Below are 24388 nucleotides of genomic sequence, written 5' to 3'. Positions count from 1 at the left end.
CCGTGCCCCAGTAGCTCAAAAGGATAGAGCAAGGCACTCCTAACGCCTTGGTTGGGGGTTCGAGTCCCTCCTGGGGCACACCTTCCGAAAAAATCAGCCCCTTCCGCACCCGGGAAGGGGCTTTTAGATGTCATATCAGGGCCGCGCCATGCTCAGTTGTTGTAATCGTCGCGGTCTTCAAAATCACTGCCGATTTCCTCGGCTTCTTCGTGCTTGTGGCGCACCCACAAGAAGAGCACCTGCCCCTCGGGGGTCTCCACAGAACGCGCGGCCAGGATCGGCACGCGTTCTTCCAGCCCCATCGGGTTGCGGAAGTGCAGGTAAATGGGCCGCTGATGCCGCCACATGCGGTGGCAACGTTCAACTAGCGCCGCACCATTGAAGGTGCGCAGGCGCGTCAGCGCCAGGTGATATAAGTTGGGGCTTTCATTGAGCCCCAGCGCCCATCCGTCATCCACTTCCTCAAAGACCGGGGGTGGGCCTTCAATGATCGTGATTCGGTCGTCCATAGGTCATTTCACCTCAAGCCTCAATCATATCACAAAGCGGGCAAATGCGGGAATGGAAAAAGCCCCCAACCTTAAAAATTGCTCGGCCCGGCTTAAAAAACGGCCCTACCTATTGATTTTTGCTCCAAATTTCTATATAGTAAAAATATCTACGTTCCAACATCATGATGTTATAACAACATATCCGGCCTGCCGGGCCCATGCTAAACGCTAATAGCCCTATTCCCCTCTACCACCAGTTGAAGAGTTACCTCCAGGACCTGATCCTGCAGGGGGTACTTAAGCCAGGGGAACGCATCCCCACCGAAAAGGAATTGGAGGAGCGCTTCAGGATCAGTCGCACGACGGTGCGCCAAGCGATTGGTGATCTGATTAACGAGGGCTTGTTGGTGCGGGTACATGGCAAAGGCACGTTTGTGGCCCAGCCGCGCATCCAGCAACATCTGGGGTTGCTAACCTCGTTCACGCAGGATATGGAAGCGCATCGCCGCACTCCCTCCTCGCGGGTTTTACAGTTTGAGACATGTCCGGCCACGCCGCAGGTGGCGCGGGCTCTGCAACTCAAAGTCGGTGAGCAGGTGATCCTTCTCAAACGCGTGCGCCTGGCGGATGAGCAGCCCTTGGCGCTGGAAACCGCCCATCTGCCGGCTGAACCGTTTCGTGCGTTGCTCGATCTGGATATGCGTCAGCGTTCGCTCTATGCCACCCTCAAAGCACATTTCGGTGTTGAACCCCGGCGTGCCTTGCAACAAATGGAAGCCGTAGCCTGCCCGGCGGAGGAAGCCCGTCACCTACAGGTGAGCCGGGGTAGCCCCATTCTGCATATCTACCGCACCACCTTTGATCAATCGGATAAGCCCTTTGAGTTTGTCGAATCGTACTATCGCAGCGATCGTTTTTTCTTCACCATGGAGATTTGGAGCAAATAGCCATGGGCCGATCCGAAGTGTCCTCCCCTGCTCTTTTGGCCATTGGTATTGATCTCGGGGCTACGAAAATCGCCTCGGTGCTGGTCACAGCCAGCGGTGAAGTCCTGGAGGCACGTCACTGCCCTACCTTGCCCCAGCGTGGGCCGGCAGCCGTCCTAGATGATATTGCGGCGGAGATTCACTACCTGATAGAGCGAGCCCAGGCTCATCGTGGAATGTTGCTCGGGGTGGGGATCGGCAGCCCCGGTCAGGTCAATCCTGTGGAAGGCAGTGTGCGCAATGCGGTTAACTTGGGTTGGCACGAGGTTTTTCTGGTGCGGGAGGTGCAGACCCGCCTGGTCACGCCATTACCCATCTGGATTGAAAAAGACACCAACGCCGCCGCGTTGGGCGAGTACTACTGGGGCGCCGCGCAAGGGTGTGAGGATTTTGTCTTTCTTGGCATCGGTTCGGGGCTGGGTGGGGGGATCATCGCCCATGGCGACCTAGTGCGCGGTGCGGATGGCAACGCCGCGGAGGTCGGTCACATTGCGCTGGATCCTGTGCACGGGCGGATGTGTGCTTGTGGCTTGCGCGGCTGTGTGGAGACGGTGGTCTCCGGGCCGGGGCTGGTGGCAGTTGTGCGGCGCCTGTTAACTGAACGGGCTTATCCCACGCGGTTATCGGCTGAGGGGGAGCTGGATACCCACGTTGTGGTGCAGGCGATTATGGCCGGCGATCCGCTGGCGCTGGCGGCGCTGGAAGAAGTAGCGGCAGCTTTTACCACCCTGGTGGCTTTCATTGTGGGGCTGCTCAACCCGGCTCGCATTGTTATCGGCGGAGGCCTGGGGCTGGCAATTTTTGATCACCTGCGGGCACGCTTGCAGCGGGATTTGCCCCGGCGCGTCCTACTGGCCAGCCACCAAAACCTGCGCATGGTGCCTTCGCAGTTAGAAAATCCGGCATTGGGGGCCGCCTGCCTGGTCTGGCAGGCCACTCGACGCGCGGAGATGAAAGGAGGTGATCAGTAGCCAAGTGGCATGTAATCGGGCTGGCTTTTCCCCAATGTAAGATTTACCCATCTTGAATCTCGACAAGAGGAGGACGAAGATGCGTAAGCATGTAGTTCTGGCAGTATTGCTTCTGATAGCGCTGGTGCTTTCAGCCTGCGCGCAGGCTACCCCAACTCAGGCGCCACCTGCGGGCGAGGCGACCCAACCCCCAGCCGCGGGTGAGGCCACCCAACCCCCGGCCGCGGGCGGCGAAAAGGTGACGTTGATTATTGAGTCGTGGCGCAACGACGATCTGCCCATCTGGCAGGACGTGATTATCCCCGCCTTTGAGGCCAAATACCCCAATATCCACGTGGTCTTCAGCCCAACTGCGCCGGCAGAGTACAACGGCGTGCTCAACTCCAAACTGGAAGCCGGCACCGCGGGAGATCTGATCACCTGCCGTCCCTTCGATGCCTCGCTGAAACTCTACGAGAAGGGCTATCTGGCACCGCTCAATGACCTGCCCGGCATGGAGAACTTCACCGATTTTGCCAAGACAGCCTGGAGCACGGATGACCTTTCAGTGACCTTCTGTGTGCCTATGGCCTCGGTGATCCACGGCTTTTTCTACAACAAAGAGGCGTTTGACAAATTGGGGCTCCAGGAACCTACCACCTGGGATGAATTCTATCAGGTGCTGGATAAAATCAAGGCGGATGGCACTTACATCCCGCTGGTGATGGGCACCGCAGATATGTGGGAAGCCGCCACCATGGGCTTCCAGAACATTGGCCCCAACTACTGGAAGGGTGAGGAAGGTCGTCTGGCGCTCATCCGCGGTGAGGCCAAGTTTACCGATGAACCCTACATCAAGACCTGGCAGCAACTGGCGCGCTGGCGCGAATACTTGCCGCCGGGCTTTGAGTCGGTGAAGTACCCGGATGCGCAGGCGCTCTTCACGCTGGGCAAGGGGGCTGTCTACCCGACTGGCTCATGGGAGATTGCCTTGTTCGAGAAGCAGGCCTCCTTCCCGCTGGGTATTTTCAAACCCCCGGTGGAGAAAGCCGGCGATCAGTGCTACATCAGTGATCATGTGGATATTGCCCTGGGGATGAACGCGGCAACCAAGCACCCCGAAGCGGCCAAGACGTTCCTCTCCTGGGTGGCTTCGGCGGAGTTTGCCGAACTCTACGGCAATGCGTTGCCCGGCTTCTTCCCGCTCCACAGCACACCGGTGGAGTTGAAAGACCCGCTGGCGCAGGAATTTGTCTCCTGGCGCAACGAGTGTAAATCCACCATCCGCAACTCGTACCACATCCTCTCGCGCGGTGAACCCAACCTAGAGAACGAACTGTGGCGCGTGAGTGCGGCGGTGATCAACGGCACAATGACCCCCGAACAGGCCGCGCAGGAAATCCAGGCCGGTTTGGATAAGTGGTACAAACCTAAGCCGTAGGGCAGATAGGGCCGTTGGGGGTGGTCAGGCTACCGCCGGCCACCCCCGCCCCGATTCCAATGAGTGTTGGAGGGGTGAACGTGAGCACGACATCCAAGTCACGCGCTTTTCCCACCCACATTGTGGTGTTTCTGGCCCCAGCGGTCATCGTCTATACCCTCTTTATGATTTATCCTCTGATCGACTCGCTGCGCCTTTCGTTTTTCGCCACTGGGCCGGATAATAAAGAATACTTTGTTGGCCTCCAGAATTACGTGAAGTTATTCACCGATTCCAATTATGCGCCGCGCTTCTGGGGGGCGCTCAAAAACAACATCGTTTTCTTCCTGGTGCACATGCTGGTGCAAAATCCCATTGGGCTACTGCTGGCAGCGTTGCTTGCCAGCGGTGGGTGGGGGCGCAAATTCTACCGCACCGTGCTGTTCATGCCCACGGTGCTTTCTTTTGTCATCATCGGTTTTATCTGGAACTTGATCCTCAGCCCACTGTGGGGGGTGGCCGAGAGCATCCTCAAGGCAGTGGGGTTGGGTGCGCTTTTCCGTCCCTGGCTGGGACTGGAAAGCACCGCCCTGGTCACAATTTCCTTGATCTCGGTGTGGCAGTTTGTGGGCATTCCTATGATTCTCTTTTACGCGGCCCTCATCGGCATTCCCGAAGAACTCATTGAGGCGGCGCGGGTAGATGGGGCCACCGGCTGGCAGGTTTTCTGGCGCATCAAGTTTCCGCTCATCTTGCCCACAGTGGGCATTGTGGGCATCCTGACCTTTGTGGGCAATTTCAACGCTTTTGATCTTATCTACACCATCAAGGGGGCGCTGGCTGGGCCGAACTTCTCTACTGATATCATGGGCACGCTTTTCTACCGTACCTTCTTTGGCCAGCAACTACAACTGGGCAACCCCACCATGGGGGCTACCGTGGCGGCGATGATGTTCCTGATCATCCTGAGCGGCGTGTTGATTTATATGTTCCTGTGGCAACGGCGGGTACAGACCGTGGAGATGTGAGGAGGAACCCCCATGACAACTGTCTCACGTTCGCTTACCTATGGCAAGGACTTTGGTCTGCTCTATCGCCTGCGTCTGCTGCTGGGTGGGCTGATCCCGCACCTGATTCTGGCCGGCTACTCGCTGCTGGCAGTGTTCCCGGTGGTGATGATCCTAATGAACTCCTTTAAGACGCGCAAAGCCATTTTCGGTGAACCGTTTGCCTTCCCTAATCCCTCCAACTTCGACCTAATCGGATATCAGACCGTTCTAAGCCGTTCCAACTTTACACAAAATTTCGTCAACAGTATTGTTGTCACCGGGGTTTCGCTGCTGTTCATCCTCCTTTTTGGCTCCATGGCGGCTTTTGCCCTCTCGGAATACAACTTCCGCGGCAATACCCTGATGGCCCTCTACCTTTCCATTGGGATTATGATCCCCATTCGCCTGGGCACGGTCAGCCTGTTGCGCTTGATGGTCAAGTTGGGATTGGTCAACACCCTGACGGGCTTGATCCTGGTTTACATTGCCCAGGGGTTGCCATTAACCATTTTTATTTTGAGTCAGTTTATGCGTCAGGTGCCTAAAGAATTGAAAGATGCCGCCCGCATTGATGGGGCGAGTGAATACCGCATTTACACCATGGTCTTGCCGCTAGTACGCCCCGCATTGGGTGCCATCGGCATCTTTACCATGATCCCCATTTGGAATGACTTGTGGTTCCCATTGGTGATTGCACCCAGCGCTAAAACGGCAACCATTACCCTGGGGGTACAGCAATTCCTGGGGCAGTTTGTGAGCGATTGGAACGCAGTACTCTCGTCGCTGAGCCTGGCCATGGTGCCGATTCTCATCCTTTATGTGCTCTTCTCGCAACAGATGATTCGCAGTATTACGGCAGGTGCCCTAAAATAAGACGACTCAATTCAGGGAGGTTTCTATGCGTGTTGGAATTGCCGGCGTTGGTTTTATGGGCTCGACCCATGCGGCGGCGTGGGCTGAGACCGATGCAACCATCGTGGGCTTCGTCGCCGAAACAGTGGAAGAAGCCCAACCCATTGCCCAGCAGTATGGGGCTAAGGTCTTTGCGGAGTATGCCGCGATGCTGGAGGAAGTGGATGTGGTGGACATCTGCACCCCCACCCACCTGCATGTGCCGATGATCCTCGAAGCTGCGGCACGGGGTAAGCACGTCATTTGCGAGAAACCATTGGCACTTAGTACCGAAGATGCGCTCAAGGCTGTGCAAGCCTGTCGTCAGGCCGGGGTGCACCTCTTCGTTGCCCATGTGGTGCGCTTTTTCCCCGAATATGCCCTGGCCAAACAGCTCATTGACCAGGGACAGATCGGGCGGATTGCCACCCTGCGCCTCCTGCGCGGGAGTTACCGCCCCAAGAAGCCCGTGGGCAATTGGTTCCTGGATGAAAAGAAATCCGGGGGCATCTTGATGGATTTGATGATCCACGACCTGGATTATGCCCGCTGGGTGGCCGGTGAAGTGGAAAGCGTCTTTGCCCGCAAGGTCAGCGCGGTGCATCAGGGCAGCCCCGTGGACTATGGCCTGGTCATCCTCAAGCACCGCAACGGCGCGCTTTCGCATGTGGCCGGGGCCTGGGCTTATCCCCCGCCAACGTTCCGCACGCGCTTTGAACTTTCAGGCGATCGGGGGATGATTGAGTTTGACTCGCAGGCCACTTCGCCCATTGAGAGCCTAATCATCAAATCCCATGCCGAAGCGCCGGATGTGGGGTTGCCCTCCAGTCCAGTGCGTGAAAGCCCCTACACAACGGAGATTAAGGAATTCTACGCTGCTCTGAAAGAGAGCAAGACGCCGCGCGTGACCGCTGAAGACGGTCTGGCGGCGGTACAGATTGCGGCGGCCGCCGTGCAATCTGCGCAGAGCGGTCAAGTGATCTATCTCGAATCTTTAGGGGAGGGGCGGCTATGAGCATTCGAATTGGGATTATGTCCTTTGCCCATTTACACGCCGAGGGGTATATCCAGAACCTGCGTGCCATCCCCGGCGTGGAGATGATCGGTCTGGCGGATGATGACCCCCAGCGCGGGGAGCACTTTGCCCGCCTGTTTGGGGCACACCGCTTCCGCTCATATGAAGAACTGCTGGAAGCCAAACCCGATGGGGTGGTGATTTGCGCTGAGAACAGCCGTCATTTGCCCCTCGTCAAACTGGCGGCAGAGACGGGGGCGCATATCCTGTGCGAAAAACCCCTCGCCACGACCGTTCAGGACGCTGAAGAGATCGTCCGTACCTGTCGCCAGGCGGGTGTGTTGCTGATGACGGCTTTCCCCATGCGCTTTTCTACCCCGCTTTTGGAAGTCAAATCCCGCCTGGATGGGGGCGAGCTGGGGCAGGTGTATTGTTTTAACTCCTCCAATCAAGGCGAACTGCCCAAGAGACACCGCGCTTGGTTTGTGGATAAGGCGCTGGCCGGCGGCGGGGCGATCATGGATCACACGGTGCATCTAGTGGACATCATGCGCTGGTATCTGGGCAGCGAAGTCAATGAGGTTTACGCTGTGGCTAACCGCATTTTCCATGCCGATGAGGTAGATGTGGAAACCGGGGGCATGGTTTGGGTGACCTTTGAGAACGGGGTTTTCGCCACAATTGACTGTTCGTGGTCACGCCCACCTTACTGGCCATCTTGGGGTGGACTTTCGTTTGAGATGGTCACCGAGCGCGGCGCGGTGTGGGTGGATGCTTTTCGGCAAAATCTGACCGTTTTCACCCATACCCTGCAGCGCCCTTACTGGGCTTTCTGGGGCTCTGACCCCAACCAGGCGATGCTCGAGGATTTTGTTCAGGCCATCCGTGCCCAGCGTCCGCCGCGGGTAAGTGGTGAGGACGGTTTGCGGGCGGTGGAAGTGGTGGAAGCCGCCTACCAGTCCGTGCAGAGCGGCCAACCGGTGCGGCTACAACGGCGGGCACTGTAATGTGGCTGTGGGCTTCAGTATAATGGTGGGGAAGGCCCTTGCCAGCGTACCCTGATTTATGGGAGGGATTCTGTGCTACTACTTGACCATGCCACTCTTTACACCCCAACCCAGTGCTATGATCCTGGGCGACTGCTGATCGCAGACGGGCGCATTGTGGCGGTGGGCACCCCGGATCACGTGAGCGCCCCTGCCGGTACGCTCGTCCTGGATGCCCATGGTCTGATCGTGACCCCCGGGTGGCTGGAATTGCAAATCAACGGCGGGTTTGGTCATGATTTTACCGAAGCCCCTACGACCATTTGGGAGGTGGCGCGCCAACTACCCCGTTATGGCGTGACGGCTTTTCTGCCTACCATCGTCACCAGCCCGCTGACGCAGGTGGAAGCCGCCTTAGAAGCCTGGCGCAGCGGGCGCCCCGGCGATTTCCATGGCGCCGAGCCGCTCGGCTGGCACGTGGAGGGGCCTTTCCTCAACCCGGGGCGCAAGGGGGCGCACAACCCGGTTCACCTGCAACTCCCCAGCCAGGCGGCAGTAGAAGGTTGGCGTCCCGACCAGGGAGTGCGCCTGGTAACGCTGGCGCCGGAATTGCCGGGCGCGGAGGCAGTAATTCGCTACCTAGTTAGCGCGGGAGTGCGCGTCTCCGCTGGGCACAGCCTGGCTACTTATGAGCAGGCGTTGCACGCCTTCGATCTCGGTGTGACCTACGGGACGCACCTCTTTAACGCCATGCCGCCCCTGGAGCATCGAGCGCCGGGCCTGGCCGGGGCGCTGCTCACCCGCTCAGATGTGACTGTGGGCCTCATTGCAGATGGCATCCACGTTCATCCGGCCATGATAGCGCTGGCGTGGCGGGCCAAAGGGCCGCAACACCTGAATCTGGTCACGGATGCCATCGCGGCACTGGGCATGCCACCGGGCGAGTATCGTCTGGGGGATCTGGACATCCGTGTGGATGCCACTTCGGTGCGCCTGCCCGATGGTACTTTGGCCGGCAGCCTGCTCAGCCTGGACACCGCCGTGCGTAATCTGATGGCCTTTACGGGATGCACATTGCCGGAGGCCCTCTGCACTGTGACGATCACCCCCGCGTCGGTGTTGGGGCTGAGTGACCGTGGTCGCCTGGCGCCGGGGTATCGTGCTGACCTGGTTTTCCTTTCGCCCGAGCATGACGTGGTCATGACTCTGATCGGTGGACAGCCCGCGTTTGGGGCAGAGATCTTGGAGGAACGCCTGCACGGGCGAGTGGAGGCGGGTCCATGAGTCTAGAAGCGGAGATCTTTGAACAACCCCAATCGTTGCAGCGCCTGTTGGACGAGGGTTGGCCGCGTATCCAGGCCATTGCCGAAGGGCTGCAGCGCCAGCCGTTTGATTACGTCTTCCTAGCGGCGCGAGGCACTTCAGATAACGCGGGGCGGTATGCCCAATACTTGTGGGGGGCTTTCAACCGCCTACCAATTGCCCTGGCGACCCCCTCGCTCTTCAGCCTCTACCAATCCCCCCCGCGCCTGAGCGGGGCGCTGGTGGTGGGTATTTCACAATCTGGGCGCTCACCCGATCTCCTTAGCGTCATGCACGAAGCGCGCCGCCAGGGTTGCCCGACTTTGGCGATCACCAACACACCCGATTCGCCGCTGGCGCAGGCGGCGGATTTTGTAGTGGATATCCTGGCCGGGCATGAACAGGCCGTGGCGGCCACCAAAAGTTACACCGGCGAACTGCTGGCGATTGCCTTGCTCTCGATTGCTTTCGCGGGGGATGAGGAACGCCTGGCTGTGCTGAAGCAATTGCCCCAATGGATTGACGCCATGCTGGCCCAGAACGCGACCATTCAGCAACTGGCGCAGCGCTACCGCTTCATGGAACAGTGTGTGGTTCTGGGGCGTGGCTTTAACTACGCTACGGCTTTTGAGTGGTCGCTCAAGTTAAAGGAACTGTGCTACATTGCCGCAGAGCCCTACTCCTCTGCTGATTTCCAGCATGGGCCCATTGCGCTGGTGGAGCACGGTTACCCGGTGATGGCGGTGGTACCGGCGGGCAAGGTCTATGCTGGCATGCTGGAACTGTTGCATTACCTGCGCCACGAACGCCATGCTGAACTGCTGGTGCTCTCGGATCAAATGGAGGCGTTGCGCCTGGGGCAGGCAGCGGTGGCGCTGCCCGCCGAAGTGCCCGAATGGCTCACCCCCTTGGTCAGCATCATCCCGGCGCAGTTATTTTGCTACCACCTCAGTGTGGCACGTGGCTTCAGCCCTGAACGCCCGCGCGGCTTGCGTAAGGTCACCGAGACCGAATGAGGGGCGCTTATGAATCAGGTTGGTGCCTGAGCCGCCCGCCTCAGCAGGTACTCACGCAGGGCAACGGCCTGATTATGCTGTTCATCACGCGCCGCGAATAGCAACGTTACCCGCTGGGTGCGCGCCAATGCTACCAAGCGTTCCACCGGCTGGGGGTTCGCCTCCAGTTCGGCAAAGTAACGCGTTTTGAAGGCTTCCCAGCGGGTTGGGTCGTGCCCAAACCACTGACGCAGGGCCGGGCTGGGGGCTACTTCTTTGAGCCACAGGTCGGCATGGACGGCTGCACGGGTCATTCCGCGCGGCCAAACCCGATCCACCAGCACCCGCAGGCCGTCTTCGGGCGCCGCTGGAGCATAAACACGCTTTACCTGGATTTCCATCGGAGGCTCTCCTCATTGGAAATATAGCACAGACCGCCCAGCACGGTGGGGGTGATTTTTGGGTTTACTCCCCGTACACACGCCGGCGGCGGTATTTTTAGGGTACTTGACACAGTGTAATCGGGGCCGTCACCGGCCGTGTTCTTTTTGGCTTTCGGCGGCCGAGAGGAGTATAATCGCTGGGACGTAAGGAAGAGGCATATATGAAAAGCAAAGTCAATACCGGAGTAGTCTTTGCCGCCGCGGCGTACACGCTGTGGGGGTTTTTCCCTATCTACTTTAAGGCGCTCAAGGAGGTGCCAGCGCCTCAGGTGTTGGCGCATCGCATCGTGTGGGCGTTTCTCTTTCTGTTGGGGGTGCTGGCGTTGCGGCGCGAGATCGGTGCCTTGCGCCGCTTGTTGACACGGCGCATCCTGCTGAGTTACTTTGGCGCGGGCATTTTACTGGCGATTAACTGGCTGGCGTACGTCTGGGGTGTGGCATCTGGGTTTATTGTGGAAACCAGCTTGGGCTACTTCATCAATCCCTTGGTAAGTGTAGTATTGGGTATGGTGTTCCTGCGGGAGCGCCTGCGCCCATTGCAGTGGGTGCCGGTCAGTCTGGCTGCTTTAGGGGTGAGCTATCTCACCTTGGAGTACGGTCGGCTGCCCTGGTTGGCGCTGGTGCTGGCCTTTTCATTTGGCCTATATGGGTTGCTCAAGAAACTGGCGCCCCTGAACGCCCTCTACGGTCTGACCCTGGAGACAGGGGGCGTCTTTCTCCCGGCACTGGCTTATTTGGTAGGGGTAGAGGTCGTGGGGCAAGGGGCTTTCGGGCATGGGCCGTGGGTCCAGACCTTGCTGCTGGCACTGACCGGTGTCGTCACCGCCATTCCGCTCCTGCTTTTTGCCGGTGGGGCACGCCGTGTCCCTTTGACCACGCTGGGATTGCTGCAATATATCGCCCCTTCGTTGCAGTTCCTATTGGGGGTCTTCCTCTACCATGAACCCTTTGGCCTAACCCAACTGATTGGTTTCAGCCTGATCTGGCTTGCGCTGGCCATCTTCTCGGCCGAGGGCTTTATCGCCCAGCGGCGCCAGCGCCTGATAGAGGCCGAAGCCATTGGTGTGGATTAGTTCTCGGAAGAAGGGGATGGCGCCGGCTCGGGGTGCACGGTCACATCTGCTTTGGGCAGGAATCTCTGAATGGTGCGCTCTACTTCTTCAGTTAGGGTATGCACGGCAGGAAAATCCATCTCCGGCGCAACCAGGATGTGGACATCTACAAACGGCTGCGGGCCGGAGTAGCGAATACGGACGTGATGACAATCGACCACGCCCGGCACGCGTTCAACTGCCTGCTTGATTGCTGTAACTTTGCCTTGGGGAGCTGCATCGAGCAGGGCCTGGATCGCGCGTTCGCCTAATTGTAGGCTAACGTAGATGACGATCATTGCCACTATCAGCGCGGCGATGGCATCGGCCTGGCGCAGGATCCCCCATGCGGGGCGTTGTTCAGCAAGTTTGACGCCGATCAGGCCCAGGATGACCACACTGCTGCTCCAGATATCGGTGCTGAAGTGGAGTGCATCCGCTTCTAGCGCTTGGCTGTTATGCTTGCGGGCAGCCCGGTAGAGCACACGCGAACGGGTGAAATCAACCCCAATGGAGACCGCCATGACGAGGAAGGCCCAGGCAGTCACCTCAATCTCCACGTGGCGAAAGAAAAGCCGTTGCACGGCTTCGTAGATGATCCACACACAGGTGATCAGGAGCAACAATGTCTCGAAGAGGGCCGAAAGATTCTCAATTTTGCCGTGGCCGTAAAGGTGCTGCTCATCGGCAGGCTTGCCCGAAAGGCGTACGGCAAGGAAGGTCATCAGTGCGGCCAGTAAGTCCAGGCCGGAGTGGGCGGCTTCGGCCAGGATGCCCAGACTGCCGGTGCTTATTCCGACCACAATCTTGAACGTGGTCAAGCCAACGGCGGCTACCACTGAAGAGAGCGCGGCCGCGCGTTTTTCGTTCTCGGCAGAGATCGTATTTGCGACCATGGGTTAAGCCTCCGCAGCAGAGGGTAGAGGATGTGTCGAAGGGATGGCTGGCTGACGCGCTTGTCGCGCGGCCTCAATCTCGGCAAAGACGGCGGGTAAGTGGGCTTCTAGGGCGGAAAAAAGATCGTGGGCTTCTAGCAGGCGTTGTTGATTCTCCAGGGTGGGCGCACTGAGCAGGGTTAACCCGTGTTCCGAGAGCGCGTGCAGGGTGCGCAAGTGCTCCAACCACTGTTGCAAGTAGGTGACCCAACCACCGGGTTTGAAGCGATAGTAATCGCGCCGCGGGTGGGAGATGGGTACCCGTTCGATTAGACCGCGTTCGGCTAACAGGCGCGCCATCTGACTGAGAGCGCCCTTGCTGGCGCTGAGGGCTGCCGCAATCTCACCCAAAGATTGGATGGGTGGCTCGCAGATGAGCAGCCAAGCCAAGCAGCGCCCGGCCAGGCGCGGCAAGCCGGCGGCTTCTAGGGCTAACGCCATGCTCTCGATGAATTGGCGTTGGGCAGGATTGGGGAAAACCTTTGGGGTATCGGTCATTGTGGATTTTCTTATCTTATCACAAGTATTATGGTTCGAATCGTTTCGAAATTATAAAACGTTGCGAACAATTGTCAAGGGGTTGGATCACCCTCGTTAATCACTACGTAGGGATGACTATCGGCTCACAGGTCCTGCGGTTGAACGATGAAAAAGGCCACTGCCCCCAGCATCGGGATAGCCAAGATGATCAGTGCCCAGAGCGCTTTGGCTGTCGCATTGAGGGTGCGCCGGCGCAATGCCAATAAGGCATAGAATACTAAGCCTAACCAAACCAATACGAGAAGCAGGCTGAAGATTTGGGTGAACAAGAATCCGTAGGATAACATGAGGCTGCTCCGATGGTGTGGAAAAAACGGCGTCAGGGTGTGCGCGTGAAGTAAAGCACCCACAGGTCGCCGTACTGTTCGCGGGAGGTAGGAACAAAGTGATTTGTCAGCCAGGTAATCACTGCGTGCTCGGTGTAGCCCATCTCACGGTATTCCCGGATGGCTTTATCAAAGACGATAAAAGCCACCTCATCACAACCCTGGGTCGCAGCCGCGATGGAAGGTTGGGGGAAGAGGCCGATTGCGGCACGGGTGGCCGGTGCGTAGGTATCGTTGTGCGAGCCGGGCACGTCGTCCAGGAACGTTTGCGGCAGGTTGCGGGCATAGACGTGGCTGGGGAAGAAACTTAGTTTGTTGTCGTGCACGATGCAAAGGCGCTTGCCGATTGCCTGGGCTTGGTTATATGTTGCTTGTACCCCCAGCGTGGCGGTGCGAAACGGTGAACGCGGAAATTCGGCATACCCGGCCTGATAAACCAACCCGATCACTTCACCCGCGATCAACAATCCTGCCAGTAACAAGGCCGGCGCACGGCGTTGAGAGCGTGCGATCACCCGGGCGCAAAATAGGAAGTAAACCACCTGGCTGAGCATGAACGCACGGGGGACAAAAATCGGGCGCATGAGGTAGGAAGCCCCAAAGAGCAATGCCGGGGGGAACAGTGCTGCGGTGAGCAGAAGACCTTCCTCAGCGCCGCGGGGGTGGTAGTGCAGGGTTTCAAAGATGACCAGCGTCAGGCCGGCCAGGGTGATGAAGAGTGCCACACCGAGCCAGAGCGGCGGCAGAGGGAGATTGGTGTGGAAGATCACCAGGGCCTGCAGGATTTCGGCCAAGCCCGGGCGCGGTGTCCAGAAGGCGGCCTGAATCTTGGCCACCTGCCCCGGCACCAGCACCAGCCAGGGCAGGCTTAAGAGGCCGGTCAGTGCCAGGCTGCCAAGCCATAAACCAAGCAGGCGCCACGCGCGGCGCAGGAGTAAGAACAGCCCGGGGAAAACGAGGCTGAAGATGGCCAGGTTGTGGGTGTACATGGCAATCACCCCGGTCAGGATCAGCCCTGCCCAGGCAAGCCAATCGGTTTGCCCCGCTGCATCGGCCTGCCAGAGGCGCACAAAGGCGAGGGTATAACCCACCAGCGCCAGGGTCAGCAAGGCGTACATGCGCACTTCCTGCGCGTGGTACACCTGGAGCGGCGCAAGGGCGGTAAGCCACGCCGCCATCAACCCGACGCGCGCATCCCACAGGTCTTTTCCAAGGATGTAAACCGCAAGCATAATGCCACAGGAAAGGAGGACGTTCAGAGCGCGAATAAAAGCGATGGATGGCCCACCCTGCATCCAAAAGTGAAGCAGAAGATAGTATAAAGGCGGCATGGTATCGGCCGCCGTGCCCTGAATGATGGCCCCCAGGGGACGTTCGGCGAGCAGGATCGAAAAGGCATCATCGTACCAAATGCCGCGCTCGGCAACGCGGTACAGGCGTACCCCGGCGCCCAAGAGCAGGATCAGCACCAGTAGTCCCGCCTGAAGGTGTTTGCTCATGGCCGCGCCTCCGCCAACCACCACCGCCGTGCCCACAGCAACCCGACCAGGCAGAAGAACGGCAGGGGTAGGTACATCCAGGGCGACTCCATATCTCCGACCAGGGTAGCGAAGAACAGGACCCAGTGGCCGGCAAATAAGACCAACGCCCATCCCCAGACGGCATATCTTCCCCAGTGCCCCCAACGCGCTTCCATGGCGTGGAAAATCAGAAACACCGCCGGTAGGAGCGCGGCATAATGCGGGGTGGCGGTGCGGGGCGCAATCAGATTGGTGGCGACCAGGGTCAGCAGGGCGGCGTAGAGAAAATCCGGCCAACCCTTACCCCACGCCTGCCACCACGTGAAGCCCAGAAAGAAGGCAAACCCCGCATGTAAGAGGAGGTTCAGGGGAGGTTCCAAAGTGGGGAAGAGGCCGGCCACAACAGAAAGGGTAGAACCAATGCGGTTGGTGTAGGTCGGGTATTCCATCAACTGATGCAGGAACTGTTGCGGCCAGGTGGGGATCAGCGCCAGTGAGCCTAGCATCAGCCCGGCCAGTCCGCCCAGCAGCCCACCGACGAGGCGCCAGCGCCGGGTCGAGGAAGCCCAGAGCAAAACCCAGGGCAAGAGCAGGAAGGTCATTTGCGGCTTGCTGGCGGTCAGCGCCAGCACCAATCCGGCGGCAAGATCACAGTGGTTGTAAATGAGCACCAGACTCGCCACGATCAGCAGGGCGTTCAGGCCGGCGAATTGGCCCAGCACGATGGTGCGCACACCAACGTAGCCGAGGACGCTGAATAACACCCAGGCTAGCAGAGCCTTCCCTTGCGCGGGGTAGTTCGCCAAGTGCAGGCTGAGCGGAACTAGCGCCACCAGCGCGATCTCCAGCAGCGTCATCCACAACGCCCGCGCCAGGGTGTAATCGAATAGGCCAAAGGGGGCGAAAAAAAGCATGGAGAAGAAGGGATAGACAAAATGGGCAATATCTTCCCCCTGATCTGCGTTGGCAGGACGCCCGTAAATAGCGTGTTGAGAAGCCAGGCTGACCTGTTCATCATAGGGGCTGAGCCCTTCTTTCAGCCACAGGTGGGCGCCCATCCAGCGGGCCAGGAAGTCATTGCCGCCGGGGTTGGCGAGGGCGAAGCGATAATTGACCTCCGTCAGAGCAACCAGGGTGAGCAGCACCAGTAGTCCTACCCCCAGGTAAGCCCAGGGGGTGCGTTGCGCGTTTGGTAAAGCATGGGGGGTATTGCGGGTCATTCGGGATGATTCTATCCCCGCCGAGCGTGGGGGTCAAATGACCCATCCCTGCAACTTTTCGCGCGCGGTTGCATCTAAACATTCGGATTGAGTCTCAGGTTTAGGAGCATGTGATGATGAGTACAGGAACCTCGTCGCAACCGCGCGTGATTGTCTTTTCGACGCCGAACTGCCCCTTCTGTAACATGGCCAAACGCTACCTGCGTGAACGGGGCATCAAGTTTCGCGATGTCGATGTCAGCCGCGATGCGGCAGCGGCGCGCGATATGGTGCGCCGTTCCGGCCAGCAGGGCGTCCCGGTCATTGATATCAACGGCAACATCGTGGTCGGCTTCGACCGGCCCAAAATTGATCGCCTCTTAGGGCTGAAATAATCTATAATCTTATCTGGAGGTATCGCCACATGAGTGAAAATCTAGTTACTCCCCCCATCCAGCCGCTGGGTTCGCGCGTGCTGGTGCGCCCGTTAGATCAGGAAGCCCGCACCGCTTCGGGCATCTTGCTCCCCGAGACGGCCAAGGAAAAACCGCAAACCGGGCTGGTGGTTGCAGTGGGCGACGACGACGAGATCAAAGTGCAGGTAGGGGATAAAGTCATTTTTGCCAAGTACTCTGGCACCGAATTTCGCCACGACGGCACGGAGTACCTGATCATGGAGGCCAGCGACATTCTGGCCAAAATTACCGCCTAAAGCGGAGAAGAGGAGGTTGGGCATGGGCTTGGAGTTTGGATTGGAATTTCCCACCCACCAAGAGGAAACCGTTTACGATGTGGCGATCATTGGGGGTGGGCCGGCGGGAACCACAGCGGCCATCTATACCGCCCGTGCCAACCTCAAAACGTTGGTTATTGATAAAGGCTTGACCGCTGGCGCCCTGGGTATCACCAGTAAAATTGCCAATTACCCGGGCATTCCCGAGGAGATCAGCGGTGCCGAACTGCTACGGCGTATGCGGCAGCAGGCCCAGCAGTTTGGGGCTGAGTTCGTCCAGGATAAGATCCAAGGTTGCGAACTGGAGCGTGATCCCAAGGTGCTCTACGGCAATAACGGCACTTACCTGGCACGGGCGGTGATCATCGCTACCGGCTCTATGGGGCGTGGCAACCGCGTGCCCGGCGAGGATCGCCTGTTGGGGCGCGGCGTTTCCTACTGCGCTACCTGCGATGCCGCTTTCTTCCGCGATCAGGAAGTGGTGGTGGCGGGCAATAACGACGAAGCCATCGAGGAGGCGCTCTTCCTCACCCGCTTTGTGCGCCGCGTGCACTTCCTCTCGCCTACACCGGATCTGAAAGCCCCTGCCGACCTGGCTGAGGAACTCCTTCACCACCCCAAGGTCACCTTCTACCCCGGCGCGGTGCTGAAAGAAATCCTGGGCGAGGAGCGCGTGGAGGGGGTGCGCTTCCGTCAGCGCGGACAGCCCGAGCAAACCCTACCGGTAAGCGGTGCCTTCATCTATTTGCAGGGCGGTCAACCAATTACGGACTTCTTGCAGGGGCAACTGCCGCTGAGTGAAACCGGTTGTCTGATCGTGGACCGCGAATTCCAAACCGCCATCCCGGGCGTCTTCGCGGTAGGGGATGTGCTGTGCAACCACGTCAAGCAGGCCGTGGTTGCGGCGGCAGAAGGGGCCATTGCTGCCATGGCGGTGGAGAAACGGCTGCGCGGGCGCGAAAAATTGGCCGTGGATTGGTCGAAATAATCCCTCGACCTGGAGGGGCACCATGACCCATATCGTCATCATCGGCGGTGGCCCGGCGGGGGTCACCGCCGCTTTAGAGGCAGCCCGCTTAGGGGCGCAAGTAACCCTTGTGGAGGCGACGCATTTGGGAGGGCGGGCCACCTGGCATAGCCTAGTGCCCAGCAAGGTTTTTTTGGGTGCCGCCGAAGCCCGCAGCGCCGCCCAATCCTGGGGGGCAATGCTGGACCGCCCGGATTTAGGGGCGCTGCGTGAGCGCATTCGCGCTCAGGCCGAGGCACAGAGCCAGCGCCAGCACCACGCGCTGGATCAAGCCGGGGTGCGCTTGCTCTCAGCCGTGGCAAGTTTTGAGAATCCCTACACCCTGCGCGTGGACTTTGCCGATGGAGGCAGCGAACGCCTGAATTTTGAGCGAGCAATTCTGGCCACTGGTTCCGAGCCGATCTTCCTGCCCCACCTCAAACCGGATGGTCAGCGCCTGCTGGCGCCACGCGCAATGGTGAACCTGACCACTTGGCCTGAGCATCTGATTATGATCGGCGGCGGGGTGACCGGAAGTGAGTACGCCTCGTTTTTCAGTCAAATGGGGGTAGCGGTTACTTGGGTGACTGACCTGCCCACTTTTCTGCCGCGTGTGGATGCGGAAGTGGCGGCGGCTTTTGCAGCGAGCCTGGCCCAGCGCGGGGTTGCACTTTACCCCAATGCCCCGGTGGAGGCTGCCGAGAGCGCGGGGCAAGGGGTGCGGGTAAGGCTGCGCGATGGGCGCACTCTGGAAGGTAGCCACGCCTTCATTGCGATTGGACGGCGCGCGGATACCGAGCGGCTGAATCTGGAGGCCGCCGGCATAGAAGCGACTCGCCAGGGGGTGGTTGTGGATGACTATGGGCGCACCACGCAAGCCCATATTTACGCCGTTGGGGATGTGGCCGGCCCACCCTACACTGTCAACCGGGCGCAGGCACAAGCGCGGGTGGCCGTGCGCCATGCTTTGGGCTTGCCTACCCCGGCCCGGGACGCCGCGGTGGCAGTCGAGGCCATTTACAGCGATCCGCCGGTGGCCCAGGTCGGTCTGGGTGAGGAGGAAGCCCGTCGGCAGGGGTTTGTGGTTACGGTCTTGCGCGCTGAGGCGGCTCAGACACTCAAGGCGCATTTGGCGAATCATCTGCAGGGGATGCTCAAAATTGTGGCCGAGGCATCCAGTGGGCGCCTGTTGGGCGCGGCGGCGCTGGGCAGCCCTGCCGTTGAGGTGATCAATGCTTTGAGCCTGGCACTACAGGCGGGGGCCACGGTCGAGCACTTAGCGCACTGGGCGCCGGCTTACCCGACGGCAAGCGATCTGGTGCGGGCGGCGTTAGATGGTTATGGGGTGTGAGGGCTAGGTGGCTTGCTTGGCCCGCCGGTAAAATCGAAACACTATCCATGAGGTGACGACGATCAGCCCACAGGCAATTACAACGGGTACTACCACCGCAAGAATGGAAACCAGCGCCGCGGTGAGGTCTTCCAGAAGGCTGATCGGCACGTTACCCGCTCCGCCCGTGGTAGCGGTGACCGCCGGGCGCACGGCCAGGGCCTTGGTCGCGTGCACGCCTCCTGCCACCAGCAGCCCCAGCGCCAGTGCCAGCACGGGGTGAATCTCGGTGATGACGTTGGCGCTGGCGGCAAAAACGATGGCACCGGCCGTCGGGCGCACAAAAGTCTGGAGAAGGTCATTCAGGTGATTAACGGCGGGGATTTTATCAGCGAAGAATTCGATGAGCGCCAGTAGCACCAGCAGAGCGATAATCCAGCCGTTGCTGAGCGTATCCCAGGGTGGGCGCAGGGTAATGAGGTTGGTGAAACGCCCGAGCAGTGCCACCACCAGCAGCGGGATGTAGGCGTTCAGCCCCGCGCTGGCGGAAAGGCCGAATGCCGAGAGAATACCCAGGACTTCCATCATTCCCTTCCTTTCTCCTCAGGGGAGGGCAAAGCCGGCCCAGGTGCCAGTAAGGCCATAGCGCACCGCATCCACCAGAGCCACTTGTAGCCAGGCGGTGGTCAGCCCGGCCAGCAGGAACCAGCGCGCTGAGCGCCAGTTGTGGAACGTGCCCTCGCGCCGGAACATGATCACCCACAGCAGGGTGTAACACAGGCTCAGTAGCAGCAGAACCCCGGCAGCACTGAGCAGTGCTAGAGGAAGGGTCAGTCCGGGCAAGCGCGCGTAAATTCCCAATGCGCCTAAAGCGACAACGGCGAACAGTCCCAACCCCTGCCGTGGCGTAGCCAGGGCTGGTTCTGGGATCGGCTGTACCCACAGGATTTGATTGAGAAACGGATAAAATAAGACGGCCAATGCAGTGCCGAAACCACTACCACTGACCAGGCGTAGGATATTCTGCGGCGGATAGAGTGCAGGTGCGCCCGGCAGCAGGCTGAGGAAGGAATTAACCCCATCGAGGACAAAAAAGGCGACTAAAGCCACCACCCCCCAGCGCAGGGGGCGGGGTGGGAACAGACTACGCCGCCCCCGCTGTAGTTGGAAGACCATGCCGATGAGGGCGCTCAAAAAGGTGCCGCTACAACGGGCGCACAGGGGCAGTTGCGTCTCTCCCACAAAAAACGAATGTGCCGGACTGCGGTGGCAGACGGCGTAACCGATGGCATCGGCTTTGCCCAGTAAGCCCGGTGGGGTGAACCACGCCCAAGCCGTCAGCACGCCTAGGAACGCCGCTACCAGCGCTGGGCGCGTGAGTGCCCGCCAGAAAGACGATCTCATAAGGGTATTTTAGCACGGGTAGGGGCAAGGTTACCCGCGCACGAAGTAAATGGCGGCCACGATACAGCCGATGCTCACCACCAGCCAGCGCAAGACAATAGGTTTGACCCGTCCGGCCAGGAGGCCCCCCAGCATGCCCCCCAGCAGTGCCCCACCGGCCATGACCAGCGCCGCCGGCCACAAGACTCGTCCGGAGAAAATGAAGTACAGCGCCGCGGTGAGGTTGGTGGCCAGCGAAAGCCCCTGTTTGAGCGCGTTGAGGCGGGTGAGCGTATCTTCCAGCACCAATCCCAGCACGGCCAGCAGGATCACGCTCAGTCCGGCGCCGAAGTAGCCCCCGTAAATGGCGGCCAGGAACACGGGTAAGACCGCCAGCGCTTCGCGCGAGCGAGCGGGCGGGTTGGCCTCGCCAGAGGTGGAAAATACCCGCTTGCGGATTTCATCTTGCACCGCCAGCAAGAGCGAGGCAAAGAGAATTAGATAGGGCACGAGGGCACGAAAGAGCCGTTCGCCGCTGAGCAGGAGCAACAATCCCCCGACTAGGCCGCCCGCCAGTGCGGCAGGTAGGAGCACTTGCAGGCGCCGCCTCTGCCCTTGGAGGTCGGTCCGTTGCGCCCAGGTGCCGCCCAAATAACCCGGTAGTAAGGCCACCGTGTTCGTGACATTGGCGACCACCGCTGGTATGCCCACAGCCATCAGCGTTGGGAAGGTGATTAGCGTGCCGCCGCCCGCCAGGGCATTGACCGCCCCAGCAGCTACCGCGGCCAGGGTAATGCTGAGGTAAGACAGCCAGTCCACGGAAGAGGCCTCAATAAAAGGGAATGCACGAGGTTAACCGCGCCTATGATACCACACGTGTTGCCGCTTGGCCGGCTTTGCATTGGCAGGGGTACATCCAGGGAGTGACGGTGCTCGTGTCCGGGCGCTTGTCCGGCGAAGCCGCCCCGTTTTAGCGGCTGGGTACATGTTCGGGCGTGGGCGGGACGGATTGGGGCACATACGCCACGGTACGAGTATGAAAATCCTGCACCAATGCACCGCGGGGTAGGCGCAGCACCCAGCCAACCATCAGGAGGTCGCCGACGGCGCCGGCGGCGTTGATGGTCATAAACGCCCATAGAGGCACCACCCAGGATTCGGGCACAAGTAACACCGCCGCTAACCCCAGCAGGCTAATCCCGAACAGAGGAAGCAGTCCGATCAAGGCATAAGCGGGGAGGGTGAAGTACCAGCCTGGTGCCGAGGCCGAGGCATACCAGCCCTTGAAGGTAAACTGTGGGCGATCATGGGTGAAGAACCAAAACGCCAGGCCATGAAAGCCCTCATGAAGGACAATCATTAAGAGCAATAGCCCGACCAGCGCCACAACCTGGCCGATCGTCGATATCGTGTTGCCACCCCACACGATCCAGACAAATTCGCCCGTGTGCGGGCGCAGGGCGTTGATCAGCATCGCAAATAGCCCACCCGCTGCGACCAATAAGCCCAGACCCAGCAAATTCATCACCAAGAGCAAGCGTGAGTTATCCAGGTTGAGCTCGCCATACGGGCGATAGTTGGGAGGGAGGTCGCGAAAAGCACGCATAGTCTCTATTCCATAGAGGGGATGGTCGGGGCCTCGATCCAGGCCCAGGTGGCACCGCTCGGGCTGAGAGCAAGTGTCCAGGTGCGGGTGTCCACGCCGGCGGAACGGAAGGCCGCTTGCATCGCATTGGCAATGACGGCGATCTCGGAATGAGCAAAGGCAATCACGCTTGGCCCGGCGCCGGAGAGGGCGGCTGCAGCGCCGTGATGAACCGCGCGCTCGATCGCATCTGCAGCGCCGGGGATGAGCGGTAAACGATAGGGCTGATGGAGACGGTCGCGCATGGCCCGGCGCAGCAGGGTCAAATCTCCTTGCAGGAGTGCCTGCACCACCAGCGCCGTGCGCCCCAAGTTATAGACGGCTTGCTCCAGGGGGATTTGCCGAGGCAGCGCGGCGCGGGCTGCTGCTGTGGAGAGAGCAACGTTTGGCAGCGCTATCGCAACCTGCCAGGGCGCCGGGGTAAAGCGGTGGGTGAACAGGTCATCTCCTTCGCTAATTACGACCACCAACCCGCCTAACAACGCCGCGGCGGCGTTATCGGCGTGCCCCTCCAGGTCGGTAGCCAGGCGTAGCAAGGTTGCAGTATCCGGGAGATGACCACTGAGGGCACCAGCGGCCAGCAATCCGCTCAGCGCGGCGGCAGCGCTGGAACCCAGCCCTGAGCTCAAAGGGATGCGATTGTACTGCACGATTTCTAAAGGCGGAGGGGCGTGCCCAACCACGCGCTGATAAAAATAATGGATGGCCTGCACCATGCGGTTCGCCTCAAGGGGCAATGCCACGCCCTCACCAAAGACGCGTACCTGCACGCTGGGTGCTGGGCGCACCCAAGCCTCGTTCCATAGATCGAGCGCTAGGCCCAAGGTGTCAAAACCGGGCCCAAGGTTGGCCGTGGTGGCCGGCACGCGTACGTGGATCCAGGGCTCACTCATGCCGCCTCTGCCAGTAATGCCTCGGTCAGCGCTTGTAGGTTGGCCGGCAAGGTGCGCGGGGGTGTGCTCCAGCGGGTGACAATATCGGGGTCTTTGAGGCCGTGGCCAGTGCACACGGCCACGATGCGTTGCCCGCGGGGGTTGAGGCGGCCGGCGGCAATCTCATGGGCCAGGCCGGCCAATCCGGCAGCCGAAGCCGGTTCGACCCATACCCCATGGGACGCCAGGCGGCGTTGCATAGCCAGGATTTCGTCATCGGTGACGGCAATAATGCGCCCCCCCGATTCTTCGGCGGCTTGCAAGGCCTGTTCACCGCGCGCCGGTCGCCCGATGCGGATGGCCGTGGCGACTGTCTCAGGCTTTTCGACCGGGTGCCCCCGAACCAGCGGGGCCGCACCGGCGGCCTGCACGCCCAGAAGGCGTGGCAAGCCGCTCTCCCGCCTGGCGTGGTATTGACGAAAGCCCATCCAGTAAGCGGTGATGTTGCCGGCATTGCCCACCGGTAGGCACAGCCAATCGGGTGCGGCGCCGAGGGTATCGCAAATCTCAAAGGCGGCGGTTTTCTGGCCTTCCAGGCGGTAGGGGTTGAGTGAATTGACCAGCGCGATGGGGTATTTCTGACTGATCTCGACCACCAGTGCCAGGGCGTCATCGAAGGAGCCCTCGATCTGAATGACTTCGGCACCGTAAGCGAGTGCCCCGGCCAGTTTGCCCAGGGCTACTTTGCCCTGGGGGATGAGCACAATGGCCCGTAAGCCGGCGCGGGCGGCATAGGCCGCGGCTGAGGCGGCGGTGTTGCCGGTAGAGGCGCAGATCACCGCGTGCACCCCACGCCCGAGTGCCTCGCTGATGGCTGCCGTCATCCCGCGGTCCTTGAACGAGCCGCTGGGATTCAGCCCTTCGTACTTAACATAAAGTTCAAAGCCGCCGCCGAGTTCTTCGGCCAGGCGCGGCATGGGGATCAGAGGGGTATTACCTTCTAATAGCGAGACGGGGCGGGTATGAGTCGGCAGGTCTAGCCAGTCTCGGTAGCGGTGCAGCAAGCCAGAGTAGGGCATTTCCATGATAGACCTCAGCGGTCAGTAGGGTGCCATGGGGGATTGGATTGATTATACCCAAAAACGAAAAGATGACCTTGTTTCAGTAGGCCTCATAAGAGCAAGATTTTCGTTTAATAGAGGTGGGGGGGACTCGAAATCCAAGCGAAACCTTTGGAAAGTACCCCGCGCCAAGGCCTGAGTAGGGAGCGTGGATGTTGA

At 60.0% G+C, this 24388-nt stretch carries 28 protein-coding genes and 1 tRNA gene; 16 read left to right on the top strand and 13 right to left on the bottom strand.

Going from position 1 to position 24388, the window contains the following annotated elements:
* Positions 1-4 precede the first annotated feature (4 nt).
* Positions 5-78: transfer RNA gene (locus Q0721_RS06445), tRNA-Arg, on the top strand.
* Positions 79-152: 74 nt separating this feature from the next.
* On the opposite strand, the gene Q0721_RS06440 is transcribed toward Q0721_RS06445, so the two are convergent.
* Entirely contained in the window at positions 153-509 is a 357-nt protein-coding gene (locus tag Q0721_RS06440; protein ID WP_299027121.1) for a hypothetical protein, read from the bottom strand.
* Positions 510-709: 200 nt separating this feature from the next.
* On the opposite strand from Q0721_RS06440, the gene phnF reads away from it, so the two are divergent.
* The 9 genes from phnF to Q0721_RS06395 all read left to right on the top strand — a co-directional run bounded on the left by phnF (position 710) and on the right by Q0721_RS06395 (position 10106).
* A complete protein-coding gene (phnF, locus tag Q0721_RS06435) occupies positions 710-1438 on the top strand; it encodes a phosphonate metabolism transcriptional regulator PhnF (protein ID WP_299027119.1) in 729 nt (242 codons plus the stop codon).
* A gap of 2 nt (positions 1439-1440) precedes the next feature.
* Positions 1441-2448 carry an ROK family protein gene (locus Q0721_RS06430; RefSeq protein ID WP_299027117.1) on the top strand — a complete coding sequence of 336 codons (1008 nt, stop codon included), beginning with the start codon at positions 1441-1443 and terminating at the stop codon, positions 2446-2448.
* 79 nt (positions 2449-2527) lie between these two features.
* Positions 2528-3868 (top strand): ABC transporter substrate-binding protein, encoded by a 1341-nt coding sequence (locus Q0721_RS06425; protein WP_299027115.1) that lies wholly within the window; start codon positions 2528-2530, stop codon positions 3866-3868.
* 80 nt (positions 3869-3948) lie between these two features.
* Positions 3949-4875 carry a sugar ABC transporter permease gene (locus Q0721_RS06420; protein ID WP_299027112.1) on the top strand — a complete coding sequence of 309 codons (927 nt, stop codon included), beginning with the start codon at positions 3949-3951 and terminating at the stop codon, positions 4873-4875.
* A 12-nt stretch (positions 4876-4887) separates the two neighbouring features.
* A complete protein-coding gene (locus tag Q0721_RS06415; RefSeq protein WP_299027109.1) occupies positions 4888-5769 on the top strand; it encodes a carbohydrate ABC transporter permease in 882 nt (293 codons plus the stop codon).
* Positions 5770-5794: 25 nt separating this feature from the next.
* Entirely contained in the window at positions 5795-6802 is a 1008-nt protein-coding gene (locus tag Q0721_RS06410; protein WP_299027107.1) for a Gfo/Idh/MocA family oxidoreductase, read from the top strand.
* Positions 6799-7809, top strand: coding sequence for a Gfo/Idh/MocA family oxidoreductase (locus Q0721_RS06405; protein ID WP_299027104.1), 1011 nt, complete (start codon positions 6799-6801; stop codon positions 7807-7809). The genes Q0721_RS06410 and Q0721_RS06405 overlap by 4 nt, the downstream gene beginning before the upstream one ends.
* Positions 7810-7881: 72 nt before the next feature.
* Positions 7882-9072: an N-acetylglucosamine-6-phosphate deacetylase gene (gene nagA / locus Q0721_RS06400; RefSeq protein WP_299027101.1), complete on the top strand. Its 1191-nt coding sequence runs from the start codon at positions 7882-7884 to the stop codon at positions 9070-9072.
* Positions 9069-10106 carry an SIS domain-containing protein gene (locus Q0721_RS06395; protein WP_299027099.1) on the top strand — a complete coding sequence of 346 codons (1038 nt, stop codon included), beginning with the start codon at positions 9069-9071 and terminating at the stop codon, positions 10104-10106. The genes nagA and Q0721_RS06395 overlap by 4 nt, the downstream gene beginning before the upstream one ends.
* A gap of 14 nt (positions 10107-10120) precedes the next feature.
* On the opposite strand, the gene Q0721_RS06390 is transcribed toward Q0721_RS06395, so the two are convergent.
* Positions 10121-10486, bottom strand: coding sequence for a DUF488 domain-containing protein (locus Q0721_RS06390; RefSeq protein ID WP_299027097.1), 366 nt, complete (start codon positions 10484-10486; stop codon positions 10121-10123).
* A 203-nt stretch (positions 10487-10689) separates the two neighbouring features.
* Here Q0721_RS06390 and rarD point away from each other — a divergent pair, with 203 nt between their 5' ends.
* Positions 10690-11601 (top strand): EamA family transporter RarD, encoded by a 912-nt coding sequence (gene rarD, locus Q0721_RS06385; RefSeq protein ID WP_299027094.1) that lies wholly within the window; start codon positions 10690-10692, stop codon positions 11599-11601.
* Here the strand turns inward: rarD and Q0721_RS06380 are convergent.
* The 5 genes from Q0721_RS06380 to Q0721_RS06360 all read right to left on the bottom strand — a co-directional run bounded on the left by Q0721_RS06380 (position 11598) and on the right by Q0721_RS06360 (position 16160).
* The gene (locus Q0721_RS06380) at positions 11598-12515 is read right to left on the bottom strand and encodes a cation diffusion facilitator family transporter (RefSeq protein ID WP_299027090.1); all 918 of its coding nucleotides are present in this window, start codon (positions 12513-12515) and stop codon (positions 11598-11600) included. The two genes, rarD and Q0721_RS06380, sit on opposite strands and share 4 nt — an antisense overlap.
* A 3-nt stretch (positions 12516-12518) precedes the next feature.
* On the bottom strand, positions 12519-13052 hold the full coding sequence (locus Q0721_RS06375) for a MarR family transcriptional regulator (RefSeq protein ID WP_299027087.1): 534 nt from the start codon (positions 13050-13052) through the stop codon (positions 12519-12521).
* Between the two features lie 125 nt (positions 13053-13177).
* Entirely contained in the window at positions 13178-13381 is a 204-nt protein-coding gene (locus tag Q0721_RS06370) for a PLDc N-terminal domain-containing protein (protein ID WP_299027084.1), read from the bottom strand.
* A 32-nt stretch (positions 13382-13413) separates the two neighbouring features.
* Positions 13414-14919 carry a glycosyltransferase family 39 protein gene (locus tag Q0721_RS06365; protein WP_299027081.1) on the bottom strand — a complete coding sequence of 502 codons (1506 nt, stop codon included), beginning with the start codon at positions 14917-14919 and terminating at the stop codon, positions 13414-13416.
* The gene (locus Q0721_RS06360; protein ID WP_299027078.1) at positions 14916-16160 is read right to left on the bottom strand and encodes a glycosyltransferase family 87 protein; all 1245 of its coding nucleotides are present in this window, start codon (positions 16158-16160) and stop codon (positions 14916-14918) included. The genes Q0721_RS06365 and Q0721_RS06360 overlap by 4 nt, the downstream gene beginning before the upstream one ends.
* A gap of 116 nt (positions 16161-16276) precedes the next feature.
* Between Q0721_RS06360 and Q0721_RS06355 the strand changes: the two genes are divergently transcribed.
* Genes Q0721_RS06355 through Q0721_RS06340 form a run of 4 tightly spaced genes read left to right on the top strand, consistent with a single transcriptional unit; the run spans position 16277 to position 19229 of the window.
* Complete coding sequence (locus Q0721_RS06355) at positions 16277-16534, top strand: glutaredoxin family protein (protein ID WP_366519197.1); 258 nt, start codon at positions 16277-16279, stop codon at positions 16532-16534.
* A 29-nt stretch (positions 16535-16563) separates the two neighbouring features.
* Positions 16564-16851: a co-chaperone GroES gene (locus Q0721_RS06350; RefSeq protein WP_299027072.1), complete on the top strand. Its 288-nt coding sequence runs from the start codon at positions 16564-16566 to the stop codon at positions 16849-16851.
* 22 nt (positions 16852-16873) lie between these two features.
* On the top strand, positions 16874-17860 hold the full coding sequence (locus Q0721_RS06345) for an FAD-dependent oxidoreductase (RefSeq protein ID WP_299027068.1): 987 nt from the start codon (positions 16874-16876) through the stop codon (positions 17858-17860).
* 22 nt (positions 17861-17882) lie between these two features.
* Positions 17883-19229 carry an NAD(P)/FAD-dependent oxidoreductase gene (locus Q0721_RS06340; protein ID WP_299027066.1) on the top strand — a complete coding sequence of 449 codons (1347 nt, stop codon included), beginning with the start codon at positions 17883-17885 and terminating at the stop codon, positions 19227-19229.
* Positions 19230-19232: 3 nt separating this feature from the next.
* On the opposite strand, the gene Q0721_RS06335 is transcribed toward Q0721_RS06340, so the two are convergent.
* From Q0721_RS06335 to Q0721_RS06325, 3 genes are read right to left on the bottom strand one after another with little or no spacing between them, the layout of a single operon-like run.
* Positions 19233-19796 (bottom strand): DUF4126 domain-containing protein, encoded by a 564-nt coding sequence (locus Q0721_RS06335; protein ID WP_299027064.1) that lies wholly within the window; start codon positions 19794-19796, stop codon positions 19233-19235.
* 15 nt (positions 19797-19811) lie between these two features.
* Positions 19812-20612 (bottom strand): DUF2085 domain-containing protein, encoded by an 801-nt coding sequence (locus Q0721_RS06330; protein ID WP_299027062.1) that lies wholly within the window; start codon positions 20610-20612, stop codon positions 19812-19814.
* A 30-nt stretch (positions 20613-20642) separates the two neighbouring features.
* A complete protein-coding gene (locus tag Q0721_RS06325) occupies positions 20643-21410 on the bottom strand; it encodes a sulfite exporter TauE/SafE family protein (RefSeq protein ID WP_299027059.1) in 768 nt (255 codons plus the stop codon).
* 23 nt (positions 21411-21433) lie between these two features.
* On the opposite strand from Q0721_RS06325, the gene Q0721_RS06320 reads away from it, so the two are divergent.
* Positions 21434-21565, top strand: coding sequence for a hypothetical protein (locus Q0721_RS06320; RefSeq protein ID WP_299027056.1), 132 nt, complete (start codon positions 21434-21436; stop codon positions 21563-21565).
* Here Q0721_RS06320 and Q0721_RS06315 read toward each other — a convergent pair.
* The 3 genes from Q0721_RS06315 to thrC are packed head-to-tail and all read right to left on the bottom strand — an operon-like array spanning position 21562 to position 24187.
* Entirely contained in the window at positions 21562-22197 is a 636-nt protein-coding gene (locus Q0721_RS06315; RefSeq protein ID WP_299027054.1) for a DUF3267 domain-containing protein, read from the bottom strand. The genes Q0721_RS06320 and Q0721_RS06315 overlap by 4 nt on opposite strands.
* Before the next feature lie 5 nt (positions 22198-22202).
* On the bottom strand, positions 22203-23129 hold the full coding sequence (gene thrB / locus Q0721_RS06310) for a homoserine kinase (RefSeq protein WP_299027051.1): 927 nt from the start codon (positions 23127-23129) through the stop codon (positions 22203-22205).
* Positions 23126-24187, bottom strand: coding sequence for a threonine synthase (thrC, locus tag Q0721_RS06305; protein WP_366519196.1), 1062 nt, complete (start codon positions 24185-24187; stop codon positions 23126-23128). The genes thrB and thrC overlap by 4 nt, the downstream gene beginning before the upstream one ends.
* Positions 24188-24388 lie beyond the last annotated feature (201 nt).

This window comes from uncultured Thermanaerothrix sp., assembly GCF_938028735.1.
GTDB lineage: Bacteria > Chloroflexota > Anaerolineae > Anaerolineales > Anaerolineaceae > Thermanaerothrix.
Note: the sequence above shows the minus strand (reverse complement) of the source record. Positions and strands in the feature narration are given on the sequence as shown.